Origin of the sequence: Synoicihabitans lomoniglobus (genome assembly GCF_029023725.1) — a bacterium.
GTDB lineage: Bacteria > Verrucomicrobiota > Verrucomicrobiia > Opitutales > Opitutaceae > Actomonas > Actomonas lomonigloba.
Genome location: NZ_CP119075.1, coordinates 5,775,396 through 5,791,547, shown reverse-complemented (window position 1 = coordinate 5,791,547; position 16,152 = coordinate 5,775,396). Strand labels below are relative to the sequence as shown.

At 57.7% G+C, this 16,152-nt stretch carries 13 protein-coding genes and 1 tRNA gene; 7 read left to right on the top strand and 7 right to left on the bottom strand.

Translation table 11 applies throughout. From position 1 onward, the window contains the following. Nucleotides 1–157: 157 nt before the first annotated feature. From PXH66_RS22580 to PXH66_RS22570, 3 genes are read right to left on the bottom strand one after another with little or no spacing between them, the layout of a single operon-like run. The gene (locus PXH66_RS22580) at nucleotides 158–469 is read right to left on the bottom strand and encodes a lipid-A-disaccharide synthase N-terminal domain-containing protein (protein ID WP_330932172.1); all 312 of its coding nucleotides are present in this window, start codon (nucleotides 467–469) and stop codon (nucleotides 158–160) included. Beyond that, nucleotides 444–1,946 (bottom strand): glycosyltransferase, encoded by a 1,503-nt coding sequence (locus PXH66_RS22575; protein ID WP_330929521.1) that lies wholly within the window; start codon nucleotides 1,944–1,946, stop codon nucleotides 444–446. Before PXH66_RS22575 ends, PXH66_RS22580 begins: the two co-directional genes overlap by 26 nt. Continuing rightward, nucleotides 1,936–3,492 carry an ArnT family glycosyltransferase gene (locus PXH66_RS22570; RefSeq protein WP_330929520.1) on the bottom strand — a complete coding sequence of 519 codons (1,557 nt, stop codon included), beginning with the start codon at nucleotides 3,490–3,492 and terminating at the stop codon, nucleotides 1,936–1,938. The genes PXH66_RS22575 and PXH66_RS22570 overlap by 11 nt, the downstream gene beginning before the upstream one ends. 261 nt (nucleotides 3,493–3,753) lie before the next feature. Here PXH66_RS22570 and ompR point away from each other — a divergent pair, with 261 nt between their 5' ends. The 4 genes from ompR to PXH66_RS22550 all read left to right on the top strand — a co-directional run bounded on the left by ompR (nucleotide 3,754) and on the right by PXH66_RS22550 (nucleotide 7,841). Beyond that, on the top strand, nucleotides 3,754–4,479 hold the full coding sequence (ompR, locus tag PXH66_RS22565; protein WP_330929519.1) for an osmolarity response regulator transcription factor OmpR: 726 nt from the start codon (nucleotides 3,754–3,756) through the stop codon (nucleotides 4,477–4,479). Nucleotides 4,480–4,703: 224 nt separating this feature from the next. Beyond that, a tRNA-Ile gene (locus tag PXH66_RS22560) sits at nucleotides 4,704–4,779 on the top strand. A 266-nt stretch (nucleotides 4,780–5,045) separates the two neighbouring features. Next, nucleotides 5,046–6,800 (top strand): outer membrane protein assembly factor BamB family protein, encoded by a 1,755-nt coding sequence (locus PXH66_RS22555; RefSeq protein WP_330929518.1) that lies wholly within the window; start codon nucleotides 5,046–5,048, stop codon nucleotides 6,798–6,800. 363 nt (nucleotides 6,801–7,163) lie between these two features. Then, nucleotides 7,164–7,841: a hypothetical protein gene (locus PXH66_RS22550; protein ID WP_330929517.1), complete on the top strand. Its 678-nt coding sequence runs from the start codon at nucleotides 7,164–7,166 to the stop codon at nucleotides 7,839–7,841. A gap of 377 nt (nucleotides 7,842–8,218) precedes the next feature. Here the strand turns inward: PXH66_RS22550 and PXH66_RS22545 are convergent, their stop codons facing one another. The 4 genes from PXH66_RS22545 to PXH66_RS22530 are packed head-to-tail and all read right to left on the bottom strand — an operon-like array spanning nucleotide 8,219 to nucleotide 11,914. Then, on the bottom strand, nucleotides 8,219–8,965 hold the full coding sequence (locus tag PXH66_RS22545) for a hypothetical protein (protein WP_330929516.1): 747 nt from the start codon (nucleotides 8,963–8,965) through the stop codon (nucleotides 8,219–8,221). Then, nucleotides 8,962–10,674, bottom strand: a complete 1,713-nt coding sequence (locus PXH66_RS22540) for a hypothetical protein (protein WP_330929515.1) — start codon at nucleotides 10,672–10,674, stop codon at nucleotides 8,962–8,964. The genes PXH66_RS22545 and PXH66_RS22540 overlap by 4 nt, the downstream gene beginning before the upstream one ends. 30 nt (nucleotides 10,675–10,704) lie before the next feature. Then, the gene (locus PXH66_RS22535; RefSeq protein WP_330929514.1) at nucleotides 10,705–11,274 is read right to left on the bottom strand and encodes a hypothetical protein; all 570 of its coding nucleotides are present in this window, start codon (nucleotides 11,272–11,274) and stop codon (nucleotides 10,705–10,707) included. Between the two features lie 4 nt (nucleotides 11,275–11,278). Then, the gene (locus tag PXH66_RS22530; RefSeq protein WP_330929513.1) at nucleotides 11,279–11,914 is read right to left on the bottom strand and encodes a redoxin domain-containing protein; all 636 of its coding nucleotides are present in this window, start codon (nucleotides 11,912–11,914) and stop codon (nucleotides 11,279–11,281) included. 203 nt (nucleotides 11,915–12,117) lie between these two features. On the opposite strand from PXH66_RS22530, the gene PXH66_RS23255 reads away from it, so the two are divergent. From PXH66_RS23255 to PXH66_RS22520, 3 genes are all read left to right on the top strand, one after another. Further along, the gene (locus tag PXH66_RS23255) at nucleotides 12,118–12,387 is read left to right on the top strand and encodes a helix-turn-helix domain-containing protein (protein ID WP_425609080.1); all 270 of its coding nucleotides are present in this window, start codon (nucleotides 12,118–12,120) and stop codon (nucleotides 12,385–12,387) included. A gap of 195 nt (nucleotides 12,388–12,582) precedes the next feature. Further along, nucleotides 12,583–13,110 (top strand): ribonuclease HI, encoded by a 528-nt coding sequence (gene rnhA, locus PXH66_RS22525; RefSeq protein WP_330929512.1) that lies wholly within the window; start codon nucleotides 12,583–12,585, stop codon nucleotides 13,108–13,110. A gap of 605 nt (nucleotides 13,111–13,715) precedes the next feature. Next, nucleotides 13,716–16,124, top strand: coding sequence for an ABC transporter permease (locus PXH66_RS22520; protein WP_330929511.1), 2,409 nt, complete (start codon nucleotides 13,716–13,718; stop codon nucleotides 16,122–16,124). Nucleotides 16,125–16,152: the final 28 nt, after the last annotated feature.

Genomic DNA, 16,152 nt, shown 5'->3' with positions numbered 1-16,152 from the left:
GCGGCTGGTTCGGGGGCGGACACCTGGCAGACCTCGCCCAGGTTCTGGAGGTGGCGCGGTATCTTAAACTCCTCTTCGATCAGGCGATATACGCGTGAGATTTGCACGTCGATACTGCGATCGTGGAAGCCAGGTCCTGCGTGGCATCCGCCACCCGTCACGAAACTCCGGTCGCACGTCGGCGATGTCTGATATCCAACATCAAATTGTAGGCGGCGATGAATGCCGGCATGAGATTGGAGAGAATTCCGACGGAATCGTTTTTTCCCCAGATGAAATAGGCCAGCAAGCAGGCGCTGCCGCTCAAACTCAAATACCAGAAAAGACGAGGAAACGTCGGCTTACCCGCCATCGCGGAGCTGGCCAATTGAGCGATCCAGCGTCCGCCGAACAGCAGGACGCCGCAGTAGCCGATCAGTTTCCAAGGAGTGACCGCCCACTGGTTAAAGCTGAACAACACGTCGTGCATGGGAAACTTCGGCGACAGGGACCACCACATGGCGACGGAGCAGCCAGTTCACCCCCACCAGATCATAGAGGCCGACCAATCCACGTTTCCAGTTGGTATACTTCGAGATGCCCGCACTCCGGGGGCGGTGATTAACGGGAACCTCCTGTAGCCTGAGTCCTGCTCGACTGAATACAGCGGGCAGGTAGCGATGGACGCCGTTGAAGCGCGGCAAGAGCACCACCACATCGCGATGAAACAATTTCAGCGAGCACCCCGTGTCCCTGATCCCGTCATGAAGAAACAACCGGCGAACGGCGTTGGCGAAACGTGAAGCCACGACGCGACTCAACTTGTCGCGCCGCTTGAGCCGATAGCCACAGATCACGTCCGCCGTTCCGTCGCGCCATGCACCGATGAGCGAATCAATATCGGCGGGGTCGTTCTGCCCATCTCCATCCATCAGCACGCAGAACTCACCCGAGGCGTGGTGAAGGCCCGTGAGAATGGCCGCGCTCTGTCCCCGGTTGCGCGGGTGGAGCAAACCGATCACATCGGGGGCAGCGTTGATCTTCTCCCACGTCGCGTCCGAGCTGCCGTCATCGACCGCGACGATCTCGGCGGCGGGTTGACGGCGTCGAATCTCAGCCAGAACGTCACTGACGTTGTCCTGCTCGTTGTAGAACGGAACAATTACCGAGAGCAGTGGCCTTTCCGCGATGATTCGTTCGCGGAGATAGGCGGCTCGATCCGCAACCGCGATGCGGCCGGGAATGCTGCGCTCTCGCGACCCGCCCGGCATGACGAGCGGAGCTGGCACGGCCGCACGGGATTTCGGGCGGGTGACCCATGTCCAAGTGGCGCGGCCGGTCACCCAGACAATCAGCCCGGATGCGATCACATCTCCCAGAAAATGGCCTCCCTGCATGACGCGCCCCATGCCGATCGCCAACCCACTCAGGGTGCCGAAGATCAAAAATACCCAGGCCAGCCCCCGTCGGCGAACCCGGAAAAAGAAATAAGGTAGCGTCAGAAAGAAACCCATCGACGCATGGCCGGAGGGGAAAGACGCGCCTCGTTCACCGCTCCCGACCTGCCCCAAGCGCTTGAATTCGGCGGTTCCGTTGAACTCGACAATTTCACGCGGACGCGGGCGATGGAAATGCTCCTTAAAGACGGCGTTCACCAATACGCCCGGTCCCATTGCCATGGCCGCGAAAAGAAAAATCCCGATTGATCGATAGCGCACAAATCGACGCCACCGTAGAGAAAGCAGGGCGAGCACCAGGCCTCCTATCGCCATTATCAAGGCAGGCAAGGTAGCCCAGTGATACACCGCTTGAACGACAAACTTCGCGTCGTGCGGCCAGCCGATGATGGGGTCAAAGAACCATCGGGACACCGCGATTTCCCATTCCGGAAAAACTCGGAGGAAAACGAGCGCGACGAGACCGCCAGCGAGCCCAACGTTGATGATTTTCACCTCGTCAACCTTCATGAGCAGCGCCGAGGAAGTGGTGGCCGAAGAACAGCTGATAACGCCTGACGTGCCCTCCGCCCAAGGAGACGGCAACGGTGTGCCGCGGCTCGATTGACTCGAAGGCGGAACGCAATGCGGCCGGGAGTTCGGGACCGTGTTTGTCGAGCTGGTGAATGATCAAGGCGGGTTGGCCCTGATAGTCATCGAGCCCGCCCCAAACTTCATACTGTGACTCGGTCGCTCCGGGAACCGTCGGCCATCGCAACACCCGCGGTTGGCCCGCCAGGTAAAACGCCATCTGGCTGGTCACGTAGCGGTGCCCGGAAGTAAGCACGAAACCGGGTTCGCCAAATTCGTCACGCATGCGCTCACGCCAAGGCTCAACCTCGGTCGCAAGTTCCTGCCACCCCCGCAGCCGGGCGGTGGGATCGAGGCGACTACCACCCAGATCCACCCCCCGCACGATTGCCGGATAGGCATACGCCACCACCGAGAGTGCGGCGGAAAAAATGAGCCCCGGGCGCAGCCATCGACCGATCTTCAAACGGCGCTGGCCCTGCGTGTTGGGCAGAGACCAGTGCACGGTCAATAGGAGCAGTGACGGGAGATAGACCAGTGGCCAGTTCAGGTTGATGCGCTGGCGAAACGTCAGAAAAGCCATGACGAGCAGAGCCGGCACGCTGAACCAAAACAGCAGCCGTTCCGCGTCGTTGAGCTCGCGCCGCCAAAATCGCGCAATCGCAGTGAGCAAGGCTGCAACGCCCAACAGGCCGACGACAAAACCCATGAGGGCGACTTCTCCGCCGACGAACGCTGTGAACCGACGAACGGCGGCTACCACCGAAAACGGATAGAACTCAAAGTGATGGGCGGTATGGCTCACCAACACCCAACTGTGTCGAATATTCCAAACCGCCACCGGAATCCAGGCGCTGAATCCCAGCGCGAAAATGCCCCAGATCCTCCATTCCCGCAGACGATTTCGATGCGTGGTGCTACTCCCCAGATAGATCAAGGCAAGGAGTGGGAAAACCGCCATCATCTGCTTGGTCAGCAATCCGGCCCCCACGCACAGGGCGAGTGCGAGTCCCCAGATGTTCTGGCCCCGGCGGCTGCGCGCGCGAAGCCAGCGGGCGAAACCCCACAGTGCCGCGCTCCAAAAAAACAGGAGCGGCGCATCGATGGTAAAAATCAGATTCTGTGCCAGCGCTGCCGGGACCAATGCCAGCGTGGTCAGAAACCACCGGGCGACGCGCTCATCAAAGAGTTCGGTGGCGAGCAGGTAGGCGAAAACCAGCGAACCGGAGGTGAACAACACCGCCAACGTGCGAATCACTGCGACGTGGTCTCCCCCCAGGCTCGTCGCGCCCGCGATGAGCCACGCCACCATCGGCGGTTTGCTGTAGTATCCCCAAGCAAGCCGGCGACTCCAGTCCCAGTAGTAGGCCTCGTCCCCCACCAGTTCGAGGGGGCCCCACCAGGCATAGACCAGGCGAAACAAGACCAATGCCACGAAGGCTGGCGCTAACGCACCTCGGATCGAAACGACGGACGATGGGTTCATCTCCGTCCTCGCGAAATCCGTTGCCCCCGGGTTGACTCGCCTTCCCCGCAGGGAGGGAAATTTGCGGAGCGAGAAATCCGGCGATAGATGAGAGAGCGGCAATTCGAGCGAGTCACTCGTTCCATTCGTTCCGACTCTCGCCCGCAATGTCCCGTTCAGGAGTGTAAAAGAATGTTTCCAAGGGCGGCCGCTGAAACAATTTGTTACACATTGGAGCCTCTACTCCGGCATGCTTATGCGTCACAAACGCGCTCAACCCTCATGGAGTCAGCACCGAAGATACTTATAGTCGAAGATGACGATCGGACACGATCATTGCTGGAGCGCTACCTGAAGGAACAAGGATTTGCGGTCGTATCACTGCCGAACGGACGCCGCCTCGACGAGACCCTGGCCGCGCAACCCATCAAGATGATGATACTCGACTTGATGCTGCCGGGTGAGGATGGGATTTCCATCTGCCGGAGGTTGCGTGGAAAGGGAGAAATGGTGCCAATCATCATCCTCACGGCCAAAGGCGACGAAATCGATCGGGTGGTTGGGTTGGAAATTGGGGCCGACGACTATGTTCCGAAACCCTTCAGCCCTCGCGAATTGGTGGCCCGCATTAATGCAGTGTTGCGGCGAGGACGATCTACCCCTGTCCATGGCGCGCCCTCAGTGATTCCGCAGGTGGTGCAATTCGGTCGATGCTCGCTCAATCTCAGCACTCGCGAGTTCACCCGTGCCGATGAGCGTCTCGTCATGACCACCGGCGAATTCGCAGTGCTCGAAGCACTCGCGAGAAATCCCCATGTGCCGCTTTCCCGCGACCAGCTCATGGATCTCTCTCGTGGCAAGGAGCACGGCGCCTACGACCGCAGCATGGACGTGCAGATCTCGCGCGTGCGCCGTTTGGTCGAGGAGGATTCCTCGAAGCCGCGCTACATCCAAACCGTATGGGGCTTCGGCTACGTGTTTGTGCCCGACGGTCCGGACAAAATATGAAAGCATCAACGCGATGCCGCCTCGGCCGGACTGAGCTGGGCCTTTGGCTCAATGGTTAGCTTCGAGGAATCCGCGATCGCGGACGACGACACCTTGGCATCGAAATCCGATGTCGGCATCCACCTTCGCCAAGGCTACGGCGGGACCAGGCAAGAGACATGGCCCCGGCGGATTTACGCACTGGACGCCATGCCCGAAAGCCCTCCATTTTCCCGGACTGCGCTGGGCCTTTAGCTCAATGGTTAGAGCAGGGGACTCATAATCCCTTGGTTCCGGGTTCGAATCCCGGAGGGCCTACCAGCCTTCGTCCCGTCCAAACGGGACTACGGCTCGGCAAGCCAGCCAGACGAGCAAGTGACAATTCGTTAGCGACACCTCAAAGACGAAGGCTGTCGCGACGAAGCCCAACGCGCGTAGGCGGACCTCGGCAACGCGTCCCGTCCCAACGGGACTACGGCTCGGCCAGCCAGTTGGACCCTCCAAAGCCAAAATTGTTAACGGGGACAGTTTGCGACCGGGGTTATCGAAGGAACGCCCCCGGCCCCTTCTCCTACCCCCCTTTTTTCATGTCTTCTCGCCCCCGTTGCTTCCTCTTCCTGCTTCTCTGCACCGGCACGGTTGCCGCGGCATCTCACACCACATGGTCCGTGCAAACGCTCGGTCCCATTCGGGGTTCCGCCGTCATTGAGGGCGATTCCATCTACTTTGGCAGTGCCGATGGAAATCTCTACGCCGCCGATCCGGCCAATGGCGAATTGCGCTGGAAATTCGAAACCGGCGGACCGATCGCGGGCGCGCCAGCCGTCGCGGGCAACACCGTCGTTGTCGCGGGGCGCGGCGAAACGGTTCACGCCCTCCAGGCCCACGACGGCACCCCGCTCTGGTCGTTTACCATGCAACCCACTTTGCCTACGCCAACGGGCTGGAACTACTTCACCGCTACTCCCGTGATCGATGGCGAGCAAGTGCTGGTCGGGTCGGGCGATGGACATCTCTATGCCCTCGATCTCACCACCGGCGCACTGCGGTGGAAATTCAAAACCGGCGACTCCCTTCGCGCCACCCCACTCGTCGTCGACGGCGTGGTGTATCAGCCCAGTGGTGACGACCACATCTATGCGCTGGCCGCCACCGACGGCACCTTGCAATGGAAATTTGCCACCGAGGGCGTCGACCTCGACCTGAGCCAGGGTTTCATCCGCAGCGACATTTTCACCCGTCCGATCGTGCAGGATGGTCTGCTCATTGTCGGTTGCCGTGACGGCAAAGTCTACGCGATCGACATCGCCACGCACGCCAAGGTCTGGGACTTCAGCTACGGCTCGACTTGGGCCATGTCGACCACGGTCGCCGACGCCACCGTCTATGTCGGCTGGTCGACCAACAACAAGGTCAACGCCCTCGACCTCGCCACCGGAAAACTCAAATGGGAAGCCGAAGCCCCGGCCCACACCTACACGACCGGCGTGATTCTGGACGACCAGATCTACTGGGGCTGCGCCGATGGCAAACTCTACGGCTACAACCGCACCGAAGGAACCTTGGAATGGTCCTACGATACCGGAGCGGATATCTACGCGTCGGCGGTTTACGCCCACGATCGATTCTTTGTCGGGGGCGACGACGGAAGACTGCGCGCCATCACGGCCCGCGGGCCTGACACCAGCAAAGCGGTCTATCTGCCCGCCGTTGTCCCCGACTCCATCAAAGGCTTCGTCGTCGACCCCACCCTCGTGCCCTACCTCACCGCGCGCGGTTACACCCGCCTCGACTCCGCCGCCGCGCTCACCGACTGGATCGCCACACACACGGCAGACACCGCGCCCAGCGTGGTGGTGTTTGGGTTCGCTCAGATCCCGACCGACCTCATGGGCGCCGACCCCGCCACCGGCCCATTGCGCGCCTACCTCGCGGCGGGCGGCAAAGTGGTGTGGCCATGGGGTATGGCCAACAAATTCACCTTCGACGAACAAGGTGCCTTCGACGCCTACAATCCCACGACCGCCGGCGAACTGCTCGACGTCTCCTTTTTGGGATTCGAGGACTCCGGCAACTACTACGCCCGGCCCACGCAGACCGGCCGCAACTGGGGCCTGCCCGCGTGGTTGAAAACCACCTTCGCGTCGCTGCAACCCGGCAGTTACGACGACGTCACGCCGCTCGCCTTCGACGAATACGGCCGCGTCAGCGCCTTCCTCAAATCGTTCCACCCGCGCCCCGCCTCGGGCTGGGTATCGTTCAGCCCAACTGGTTTCGGCGTCCCCCTGCGGGAAGCCGAACTCGCCACCCTCGCACGCGTCGCCGCCTACGGATTGGAGTAATCGAAGCGGCTCGGTGTCAGTAGTCAAAGAGCAGCTTTCAGTCGCAATTTGGACCCGAGCTCGCGTTGCCGTTCGGGACGAATGGAAACCCTTTTGACCTCCACGATGAAGGCCGCGGCTCATGCCGCGAGGGACAAGCGCCTGAGCCTGCTTTAATCACGAACCAAGCCACCCCGCCGAACCGCTTCCCCGGCCTGGGAACGCCGAGCTCCAGCTCGGCTACCGCGCGTCGCACCGTTGTTCCGACTCAACCCCAAACCCCAAAGCCCGACCCCTTTTTCGCCCCTGGAAGGGGGGAGTAAAGATGTGCTCATCCGCGCCATCGGCCCCACCCTCGCCAGCGCTCACGGGGTCACTGGCACCATGCCTGATCCACGCCTGGGCGTGCACGCCATGGTTGAGGGAACCGACGTGATTATCGCGTCCAACGACAATTGGTCCACCGGCAGCCAGGCGGCCGAACTCCCCGCGCTCTTCGCTGCAGTCGGCGCGTTCCCCCTGCCCGACACCACCAGCCGCGACGCCGCCCTGCTCGCGCCCATCGGCGGGTTGGCGACCGTGCATATCACCAGCACCCAACCCGACCAAAGCGGCGTCGTGCTGGTGGAAGCCTACGATACCACCGACGAGAACACCCCGCGGTTGATCAACGTCTCCGCGCGCAATTTCGCCGGCACCGATGCGGAAACCCTCGTCGCCGGCTTCGTCATCGATGGCAACACCCCCAAGCGTCTGCTCATCCGCGGCGTCGGCCCCACCCTGGCCAGCAAGTTCGGCCTGACTGGCGTGCTGCCCGATCCACAACTCGAAGTCCACACGCGCATCAACGATACGGATACCGTGGTGGCCACGAATGACAACTGGGGCACCGAACCCGGCGTGACCGACGCGGCTCAGTTGGCGGGAGCCTTCACTCTCGATGCCGATTCCAACGACGCCGCCATCATCGCCACCCTACCGGCCGGCGCCTACACGGTCCACGTGGCTGGCACCAACGGCGGGACGGGAGAAGCCCTCATCGAAATCTACGAACTCCCCTAAAAACCACGACGATTGAGTTCGTGCGCGCCCGCCTCAATCTCCCTCGCGACGAAGGCTACGAAGCCCCTGCCGAGGCCGCCGTAACCAACAGCCTGAGCCAGCTGTAATCACCCCCCCGCCGAACCGCTTCCCCGGCCTGGGAACGCCGAGCTCCAGCTCGGCTACCGCGCGTCGCACCGTTGTTCCGACTCAACCCCAAACCCCAAAGCCCGACCCCTTTTTCGCCCTACTAAATCATATCAAGCTGATAATCAGCTATTTATGAAATAATCCACATGCATCCATCTTTCCGCTTCCGCGCTAACTAAGCGCCATTCGAGCCCGACCCCTTTTTCGCCCCCAAAAATAAGTCCACCGATACTCCAAATTCTTATCATTCATCTATTTTTTAGCAATCCCAGTAAAACCAATACCAAAATGGCAACCACGAACAAACACATGTATACTATTCCAAATTTCCCAAACACACTTGAACTAGTTTCTTGCGTATAATTATTTGCCGACTTTTTCTTAAGCGGTCCTGTTTCCGTGTTCGAATCTACCTCCATCGAATTTGGAGAGGCGCCATTCGTAACAGAACCTTCAATAGCTTGAATCGAATCTAACGGCTCAACCACCGCTCCAGTACTACTAGCTCCATCCGGAACAAACTCCAAATTCACTAGTAACGGAACTACAGATCCCAATGCACTCTTAACCTTTTCCATCGAATAGCCGCGACTAACCTGTATCAAGTAGTTATCCTTTACCATACTCAAACTACCACGCTCATCTTTACCATAATTAATCGCAAACGCTTCGCTACCTAGCTCTTCGACACGCGAAGGTTGTACCGGAGCTAAATTCAGGATATTATGCAATTTCAAAACTGCTTCATCATGCGTCCCGTAAACGTATATACCGACGAGATACTCCAAACCTTCACTTCTAAAGCTAGCCAAATTCGGGCCACTAAACTCTAAAAGCAATTCCGTCTCAAGTCCCGACTCTAGAGCGCCACGAACACTCTCCCATGCAACTTGTGGCTCAGCCTGCAACGAGATGCCCATCCCGACCGTAAGTAATACCGACCTTGCAATGTTTATTTTTGATGACACTTGAAAATCTGATTGTTCAACTCTCAAGGAGCATGCGTACATTTGTCGACGCTATTCCAACTCGGCGATGGGAGACTGCCAGAATGCTGTTCGGAGCACCCGCCGTTTGCCACTTCACTGAGACCCAAAGAAGTATAACTTGTTCCATATGACGGATCATACAAAGTCGAGCCATACTGAACAGCCGCATGATAAGTAAAATGTGGATTCGCCGGCGTAGAATCTGTAGCTGGTTTAATTACATAGAATGTAGCCAAATTCGAAGTAGACGAACTATACTGGAACATTGAACGGTTTGATGTGCCTGTTCCACCAAATATAAACTTTACTTCTGAGGATATTCCGACACTCGCGAGAAGGCCTTTAACCAAGAAGGCCCCATCTAAACAGACAATTCCGTCAGTATCATCGTAAGCAACAATCGGGTTGGTTGTAATAAGGTAGGGAGATGCGTATGCGTTATAACCTACATCTGAGGCAACCCCAGAGTTCACGTTCGAAATAACTGACGAAGCCGAACTCTGGCCATTAGCATAGCCACACGCGTAGGCCAGAGCCGTATCGTACAACTCAGTAAACCCACCGCCATAAGCATTTTCAAATTTAATTGTAGGCGGCGTATCATAGGTTAAATATAAAGTATTTCTTGATTTTCCGACATTATACCAACTACTACTCCCAATTTTTACTCCCCAAGTGATAATGTAGCTTCCATTGGAATAACTCCTGACTGAAGATGAATCAAATGCGCCATTTGCCATAGTTGGATTTAGGGTGATTGTCGATCCGGATACGCTAGCAGTCGTCTCATCAATCACAAAACCGATCCCAATGCCACGAACCTTAATAGTCTTGCCCGCCACAGACGAGGTTGCCTTAATTATTGCGGAAAGCGTTGGAGTCGCCCCTTTTTTGTAAGCTACCGGATAACCATGCTCGCTCGAATCTAATACATCGCCATCATGATTAAGATCGAGCCACTGCGAACTAGACATTACGGTGCTATCTGACTGTCGCGTAATCGGGTAGTTGCCTCCTAGGAAACTCACCTCTTCTAACTCAACTTTAAATAGATTTACTGTGAAGCAAATTGAAAAGGAGTCGCCTATTCCAACACAGATTAGATACTGCCCCGGTCCACCGAGGGCAATTATCGAAGCATAATTTATGTACGACCCGGTGAAGTACGCAATACTTGAACTCGGTGTAACAACCTTCCAACGCAGTAGACTGCCATTAATTTGGCTTCCACTTGAATCGCAAACAATCATCTGCGTTTGGGAGTCAGGGGCTACAACAACATCAATCGTGTCCGAGTCATTAACCGTTTGAATCAAAGAATTTTGATCATCGTATAGTTCAATATCATCAAAATCGTCAATCGTCGTCACCCGAACCATCCTAAATTGATAATACTGGGAGCAAGCGGTATCACAGTAAATCCACTCGTGCGATTGATTTTGGGCAAGCGTTCTCGTGAAAAACGAAACCCAACCGGCAGTTTTCTTCCCCTGCAACATATACTTTCCCGCCGTCGCTGCGGTATATGTATACCCCCCCTCATATTCGTATCCACAGCCTGGAATATAACTAGTCGAATTATGATAGTCCGGGGTTACTGTCCACCAGTAGTCATCAACCCCGTCTCCATTTCCGTCTAGATAGCCGCTACAGTAGCCAGCAACACTGAAGGCAACAGACACAAACAAGCTCAAGATTTTCTTCGACGTATTCATTTTTATGGATTTTGATGCAAGGATTTTATTCTATTTTCTAATCCTTATTTTCCCCGATGGGAAAACCTGTATCTTTTCACCAAGATACGGTTTTTGATTTTTCGTGATCCGAATAAGCTCACTATTACTCGTTGATAATGACCACCACTTTTCCTTTTTGTTGGCTGTTACTATCAGAGAATGAAACGCACATGTGCTATTCGAACCAGTCCCCAATTCGATTGAAAGACCAAGGCGTTTAACTTCCTGGATTTCCGGCCAGCCCCGCAACCATACCAACTGCGCTGCCTTCTGACCATCAATCGACTCCACCATTTCATAGCCAATAACAAACGCTCCAACCACCACTATTGTACTACGTTCCCAACCTTCGGCGACGTATGGAGAAATTGTTACTGAACCCTCCTCCGCCTCACCGATTTGACGCTTCCCTGATGGAACTAATGCATAACCATCTCCGTCCAGTTCAATAATATTCTGCTCGATAACATCTCCACCAACTACCCCATGCGTTTCTACTCCTAGAGGATTCGAGTATGCATAATAACCCGTGACAAAAAATAGTAATATAAAGCGCACATTTCTAGATATTCTTTTCATAATTTTAAGTCTTTTTGCTAAAGGTCTCGGTACTCAACTTTTGAATCTCCTGCAATACAGCATCGCCATAGCTATCAACGGGTATCCCCTCTAAATGTGCGACAATTTTGCCTTGCTGAATCACGAAAGCCTGGCGAGAAGCCTTACCTGAAAATGGTGATCGACGAACCCCAAAAGCATTACATACGTCTTGGTTAAGATCGGGAATAAGCGTGAATTTTAGATCGCTTCTTTTACGAAACTCTCGCTGCGTATCAGCCGCATCAACACTAACACCTACAATCACCGCACCGTATTCCTTCAGTGCTGCTTCATTAACAGAAAACGAAAAAGACTGTCTTACACAAAGATCGATACATGTCGCAGTGGCGAAGAAATATACTACGACATAGTTACTCTCTTTATAGAGTCTTAAAAAATTAGTGATCTCCCCTTGATCGTTTTCAACTTCCAAGGCCGGAGCGGCTGAGGAACCGCCTGCTAACGCGCTCAAATGTCCGAAAACCGTTGCTATCAAAAGTAGGCGTACCGCTTGCCGTATGCGAGGGCCAAGCGACAGCGATTCGACGTGATCCCTAAGCTTAGGGATATGCGCGTTGGGCCACTGAGGCTTCGCATGAAGGCGAAAGATTGTGAACATAATAGGCCGCGATTAATACAAACTTGTTTGTAAAAGCATGGGCCAGCACGCTCCTTCGAATAAGAGTGGAAACCATTTAAACCGGTCCTTTCAAGAACAATTGCCTCCCCTTTTTCATCAAGTAGATGCGCTTATTACGTGGTATGAACCGGGGACATAGGTAACAGATAGTCTAGGGACATGGGTAACACTAAGAAGGGCGTATGCCTTGGAAAAAAGTGTCACCCATGGATCAAAAGATGCAGTTCGTCAGTCTGGCGGCCACCGGCCGCTTCACAGTCACGCAGCTATGCGAGGACTTTAATATCAGTCGCAAGACCGGCCATAAGTGGCTGAGTCGCTACGCTGCCGAAGGCGGCCAAGGATTGAGCAACCTGTCGCGTCGCCCGCGAGGGTGCTCGCACCAAACGACCGCGGACCCAAAAAAAGGGTCTGGTTTAAACTCTTGTAGTCAGATCGAACGAGACGGCTGATCGGAGGCCGGAACGGGTTGGTTTTGATGGAACCCAAGAGGCAACGGCCCACGACGTCGAAGTCGTCCCTCCGAGGCGAATTCAAGGTGATTCGGGGGCGCGACGTGGAGGAGTGGGACTTCTCATTTCCGCATACCGATCAGGGCGGGGTTGCCTTGCGCGTGGGCATCGGGATCGTTGAGGACTTACCCGCCCATGCCGCCACCGCCTGAGTCTTCCCCCCGAATCGTCGAGATGTTTACCGATGGGGCCTGCGAATCCAATCCGGGACGCGGTGGCTGGGCGACTCTGCTGCGGTGGGACAAACGAGAAAAGATGCTCTCGGGCGGCTTCGCCCGAACCACCAACAATCGCATGGAGTTGACCGCCGTCATCGAAGGACTGAAGGCGTTGCAACGGCCCGGGCTCAAAGTGCGGGTCGTGTCCGACTCCAAGTATGTCACCGAACCCGTCACGCAACGCTGGCTGGAAAAATGGGCGGCCAAACAATTTCGCAAAGCGGGAGGACTGCGCGACAACGCCGACCTATGGATTGAGCTGCGACGACTGCTGGCTCTCCACGACGTGACCTTCGAGTGGATCAAGGGCCACGCCGGTCATCCGGAAAACGAAAACTGCGACGAACTCGCCGTGCTCGCCCGCGCCCAACCCAACCTCCCCCGCGACGAAGGTTACGAAGCCCCCGCCAACGCCGCCGTGACCAACGGCCTGAGCCTGCTCTGAAAGCGCCGGGGATTGAGTTGCCGCTGCCACGAAGGTCGCAAAGGCCGCGAAGAGATCAGCAATCAGGCCCCCCCCCACCGACAGACTCACCAAGCCAAAGCGCCACCGTCACACCAGCGGACTTGTCGCGCCGAAGCTCGCCAGAGCGAAGGCGGAAGCCTTTACAGTCACCGACGCATGTCGTTTAACAGCGGAGCACGCCAAAAAGGGTCAGGTTTAAACTCATATAGTCTGTTTTGAACTGGCCGCTGATCACGGGAGGAAAGGGGGGTTGGGGTTGATGGACTTGGCGAGGCAACGTCGGACGACGTCGTCCTCCAAGGCGGACTAGAAGTGGTTCGAAGTTGAGAGCGAAGCTTCACCCCGGCACCGCTTGGCGGTCTTGGTGTGAAAGATGATCGTCCGTTGGCTCAAGTGAGTCCGGTAGACGGCGGCATTCGCGAGCGAACGCCCTACATGCAGGAGGTCGTCGCAGGGTGACGGCTCCGCGCCGGAAAATAATCTGTAACCTCTGCGCCCTCCCGCGGGTTCTGTAGCACGTGCCCGGCGTGTCGTTCCGCACGGGTCCGTATGTTCACATTTCAGCGTTTCAGCTTTTTTCCGCCATGCTTACCGACCTTCGCCTTGCCCTGCGCCACCTCGCCAAAGCCCGCGGCTTTGCTCTCATTGCCACCTTCACTCTGGCCATCGGTATCGGCTCCTCGACCGCGATGTTCAGCACATTGCGGGCATTGGTGATGCATCCGTTCGACTACCCGGAGTCCGAAAAAATCGTGCAGGTGTGGTCGGGCGACGGGTGGCCGCTTTCGCCGGCCGACTTTCACGATCTCCATGAGCAGAACACGTCGTTCACGGATTTCGGCGTCTACCAACCGGGGTCGGTCAATGTGGGGACGGAGCGAGCCCAGGCCGTCGCGGGCGTGCGCGCCACCTCCGGGGTGTTGCGGGCTTTCGGCGTGCAACCTTTTCGCGGGAGGTTCCTCGAACCGGCCGATGAGGTCGAGGGGGCAGCCCCGGTGGCCATCGTGAGCTATGGGCTGTGGCAGCAGACGTTTGGCGGCACGCCGGATCTCGTCGGACAAACGGTGCGGCTCAACAGTCGCAATGTGACCGTGGTCGGCATCATGCCGGCCGACTTCGAATTTGCCGCGCCGTGGATGCGCACGCAGGACTGTCAGGTTTGGACGCCCTACATCTGGGGGGAGGATGAGCGGGAGCAGCGCGACAGTCATTATCTGTGCGGAGTCGCGCGGTTGCACAATGGCGCGACGGTCGGGTCCGCCGACGCCGAGATCAAGTCGATCGGCACGCAGCTCACTGCGCTCTACCCCGACAGCAACACGCGCAAGGAATTCCTCGTGCGTTCGCTCCACTACGAGATGACCAACGATGTGGGCGGACAGGTGTGGTTGCTCTTCGGCGCGGTCGCGTTGGTGCTGCTGGTGGCCTGCGCCAACGTGGCTTCGATGTTGCTCGCCCGCAGCGCCCAGCGGCAGGGCGAGTTCGGCGTGCGCGTCGCGTTGGGGGCCACGCGGAGCCGTCTGGTGCGGTTGGCTTTGACCGAGAGTTTGGTGCTGGCTGCGCTCGGTGCCACGGTGGGCCTCGCCTTTTCCTACGGGGGCATCGAGGTGCTCAAGTTGATCGCTCCGACCAGCGAAGCGCGCAAAGCCGCCATCGCTCTCGATGCCGCCGCCCTGCTCTTCGCGTTGGGGGCCACCGTTCTGACCACCTTGCTGGCCGGTATCCCGCCCGCGCTGGCGGCGGCACGCACTTCTCTCGTCGGCGTGATTCGCAGCGATGCGCGCGGCGCGGTGGGTTCGCGGGCGCGGCATCACATGCTGCGCGCCTTGATCATCGCGCAAATCGCGGTCGCCTTCGTATTGGCCAACGGGGCGGCGTTGTTTTCGGCCAGCTACTTCAAGATCCTCGAACAGAACCAATCGCTCAGCACGGACCTCGTGCTATCGGCCAAACTCAACCTGCGCAGCGACGCCTACGACGACAACGAGGACCGGGTGCGTTTCTGGTCTAAACTCACGGAGCACCTGCAGGCCATTCCCGGTGTGACCAGCGTCGGCTTGACCTCAAAATTACCGCTCGAAGGCGGCAGCAATACCAACGCCCTCGTCAACGACGAGACGTATGACCCGACCCAGCGGCGCACGAGCGTGGAGCGTTCCTCGGTCACCACGGATTACTTTGCCACCATGGGCATTACCCTGCTGCAGGGACGCAATCTCACGGCGACGGACGACATGACCGAAGACGGCCATCTCGGGGTCGTGGTCAACCGCGCCTTCGTCGAAAAGGCGTGGCCGGATAAAAGCCCCATTGGCGAGATCTTCCGCGCCAACCAGCCCGAGGACCCGTGGTATACGGCGACGGTGGTCGGCGTGGTCGAAAACGTGCGACAGTGGAGTGCCACCGCCGAGCCGCAGCCCGAGATGTATACGACGCCGCCGCGTCATTGGGGGGAGACCGTGCACATCAATCTGCGTTCGACCCAACCGGCCTCGTTTCTCGCGCCGCAGCTGCGCGCTGCGATCACGGAGCTCGATCATGAACTCGCCCTGGAAAACGTCCGCACGCTCAACCAGGTGGTGAACGATGCCACCGCCGGGGAGCGCGCGGTGGCGGGTCTCGTCAATTTCTTCATGGTCGCCGCCCTCGGACTCGTGGCGGTGGGGCTCTACGGCACGCTCAGCTACCACATCGTGCAACGCACGCGGGAGATCGGGGTGCGCATGGCGATCGGGGCCATGAGCGGGGACATTCTGCGGCTGGTGTTCGGCCAGGGCCTGCGCTGGGTGGGCATGGGCATTGTGATCGGCATCGCGGGCACGTTCGCCCTGAGCAGTCTGCTCACGAGCGTGGCCTACGACATGGACGGCATCACTGCGCTGCCGCTGAGTTTGTCGACGGCGGCCGTCGGCACCGCGGCCGTATTAGCTACCTGGATACCGGCGTGGCGGGCCTCCCGCCTCAACCCCATTCAGGCGTTGCACATGGACTGAGCGGGTGGCGAGTGGTTTTCGGCTTTCT

Excerpts from the sequence above, each read along its gene's own strand:
- PXH66_RS22580 (WP_330932172.1), bottom strand. The coding sequence starts at position 469 with ATGCACGACGTGTTGTTCAGCTTTAACCAGTGGGCGGTCACTCCTTGG.
- PXH66_RS22575 (WP_330929521.1), bottom strand. The coding sequence starts at position 1,946 with ATGAAGGTTGACGAGGTGAAAATCATCAACGTTGGGCTCGCTGGCGGT.
- PXH66_RS22570 (WP_330929520.1), bottom strand. The coding sequence starts at position 3,492 with ATGAACCCATCGTCCGTCGTTTCGATCCGAGGTGCGTTAGCGCCAGCC.
- ompR (WP_330929519.1), top strand. The coding sequence starts at position 3,754 with ATGGAGTCAGCACCGAAGATACTTATAGTCGAAGATGACGATCGGACA.
- PXH66_RS22555 (WP_330929518.1), top strand. The coding sequence starts at position 5,046 with ATGTCTTCTCGCCCCCGTTGCTTCCTCTTCCTGCTTCTCTGCACCGGC.
- PXH66_RS22550 (WP_330929517.1), top strand. The coding sequence starts at position 7,164 with ATGCCTGATCCACGCCTGGGCGTGCACGCCATGGTTGAGGGAACCGAC.
- PXH66_RS22540 (WP_330929515.1), bottom strand. The coding sequence starts at position 10,674 with ATGAATACGTCGAAGAAAATCTTGAGCTTGTTTGTGTCTGTTGCCTTC.
- PXH66_RS22535 (WP_330929514.1), bottom strand. The coding sequence starts at position 11,274 with ATGAAAAGAATATCTAGAAATGTGCGCTTTATATTACTATTTTTTGTC.
- PXH66_RS22530 (WP_330929513.1), bottom strand. The coding sequence starts at position 11,914 with ATGTTCACAATCTTTCGCCTTCATGCGAAGCCTCAGTGGCCCAACGCG.
- PXH66_RS23255 (WP_425609080.1), top strand. The coding sequence starts at position 12,118 with ATGCCTTGGAAAAAAGTGTCACCCATGGATCAAAAGATGCAGTTCGTC.
- rnhA (WP_330929512.1), top strand. The coding sequence starts at position 12,583 with ATGCCGCCACCGCCTGAGTCTTCCCCCCGAATCGTCGAGATGTTTACC.
- PXH66_RS22520 (WP_330929511.1), top strand. The coding sequence starts at position 13,716 with ATGCTTACCGACCTTCGCCTTGCCCTGCGCCACCTCGCCAAAGCCCGC.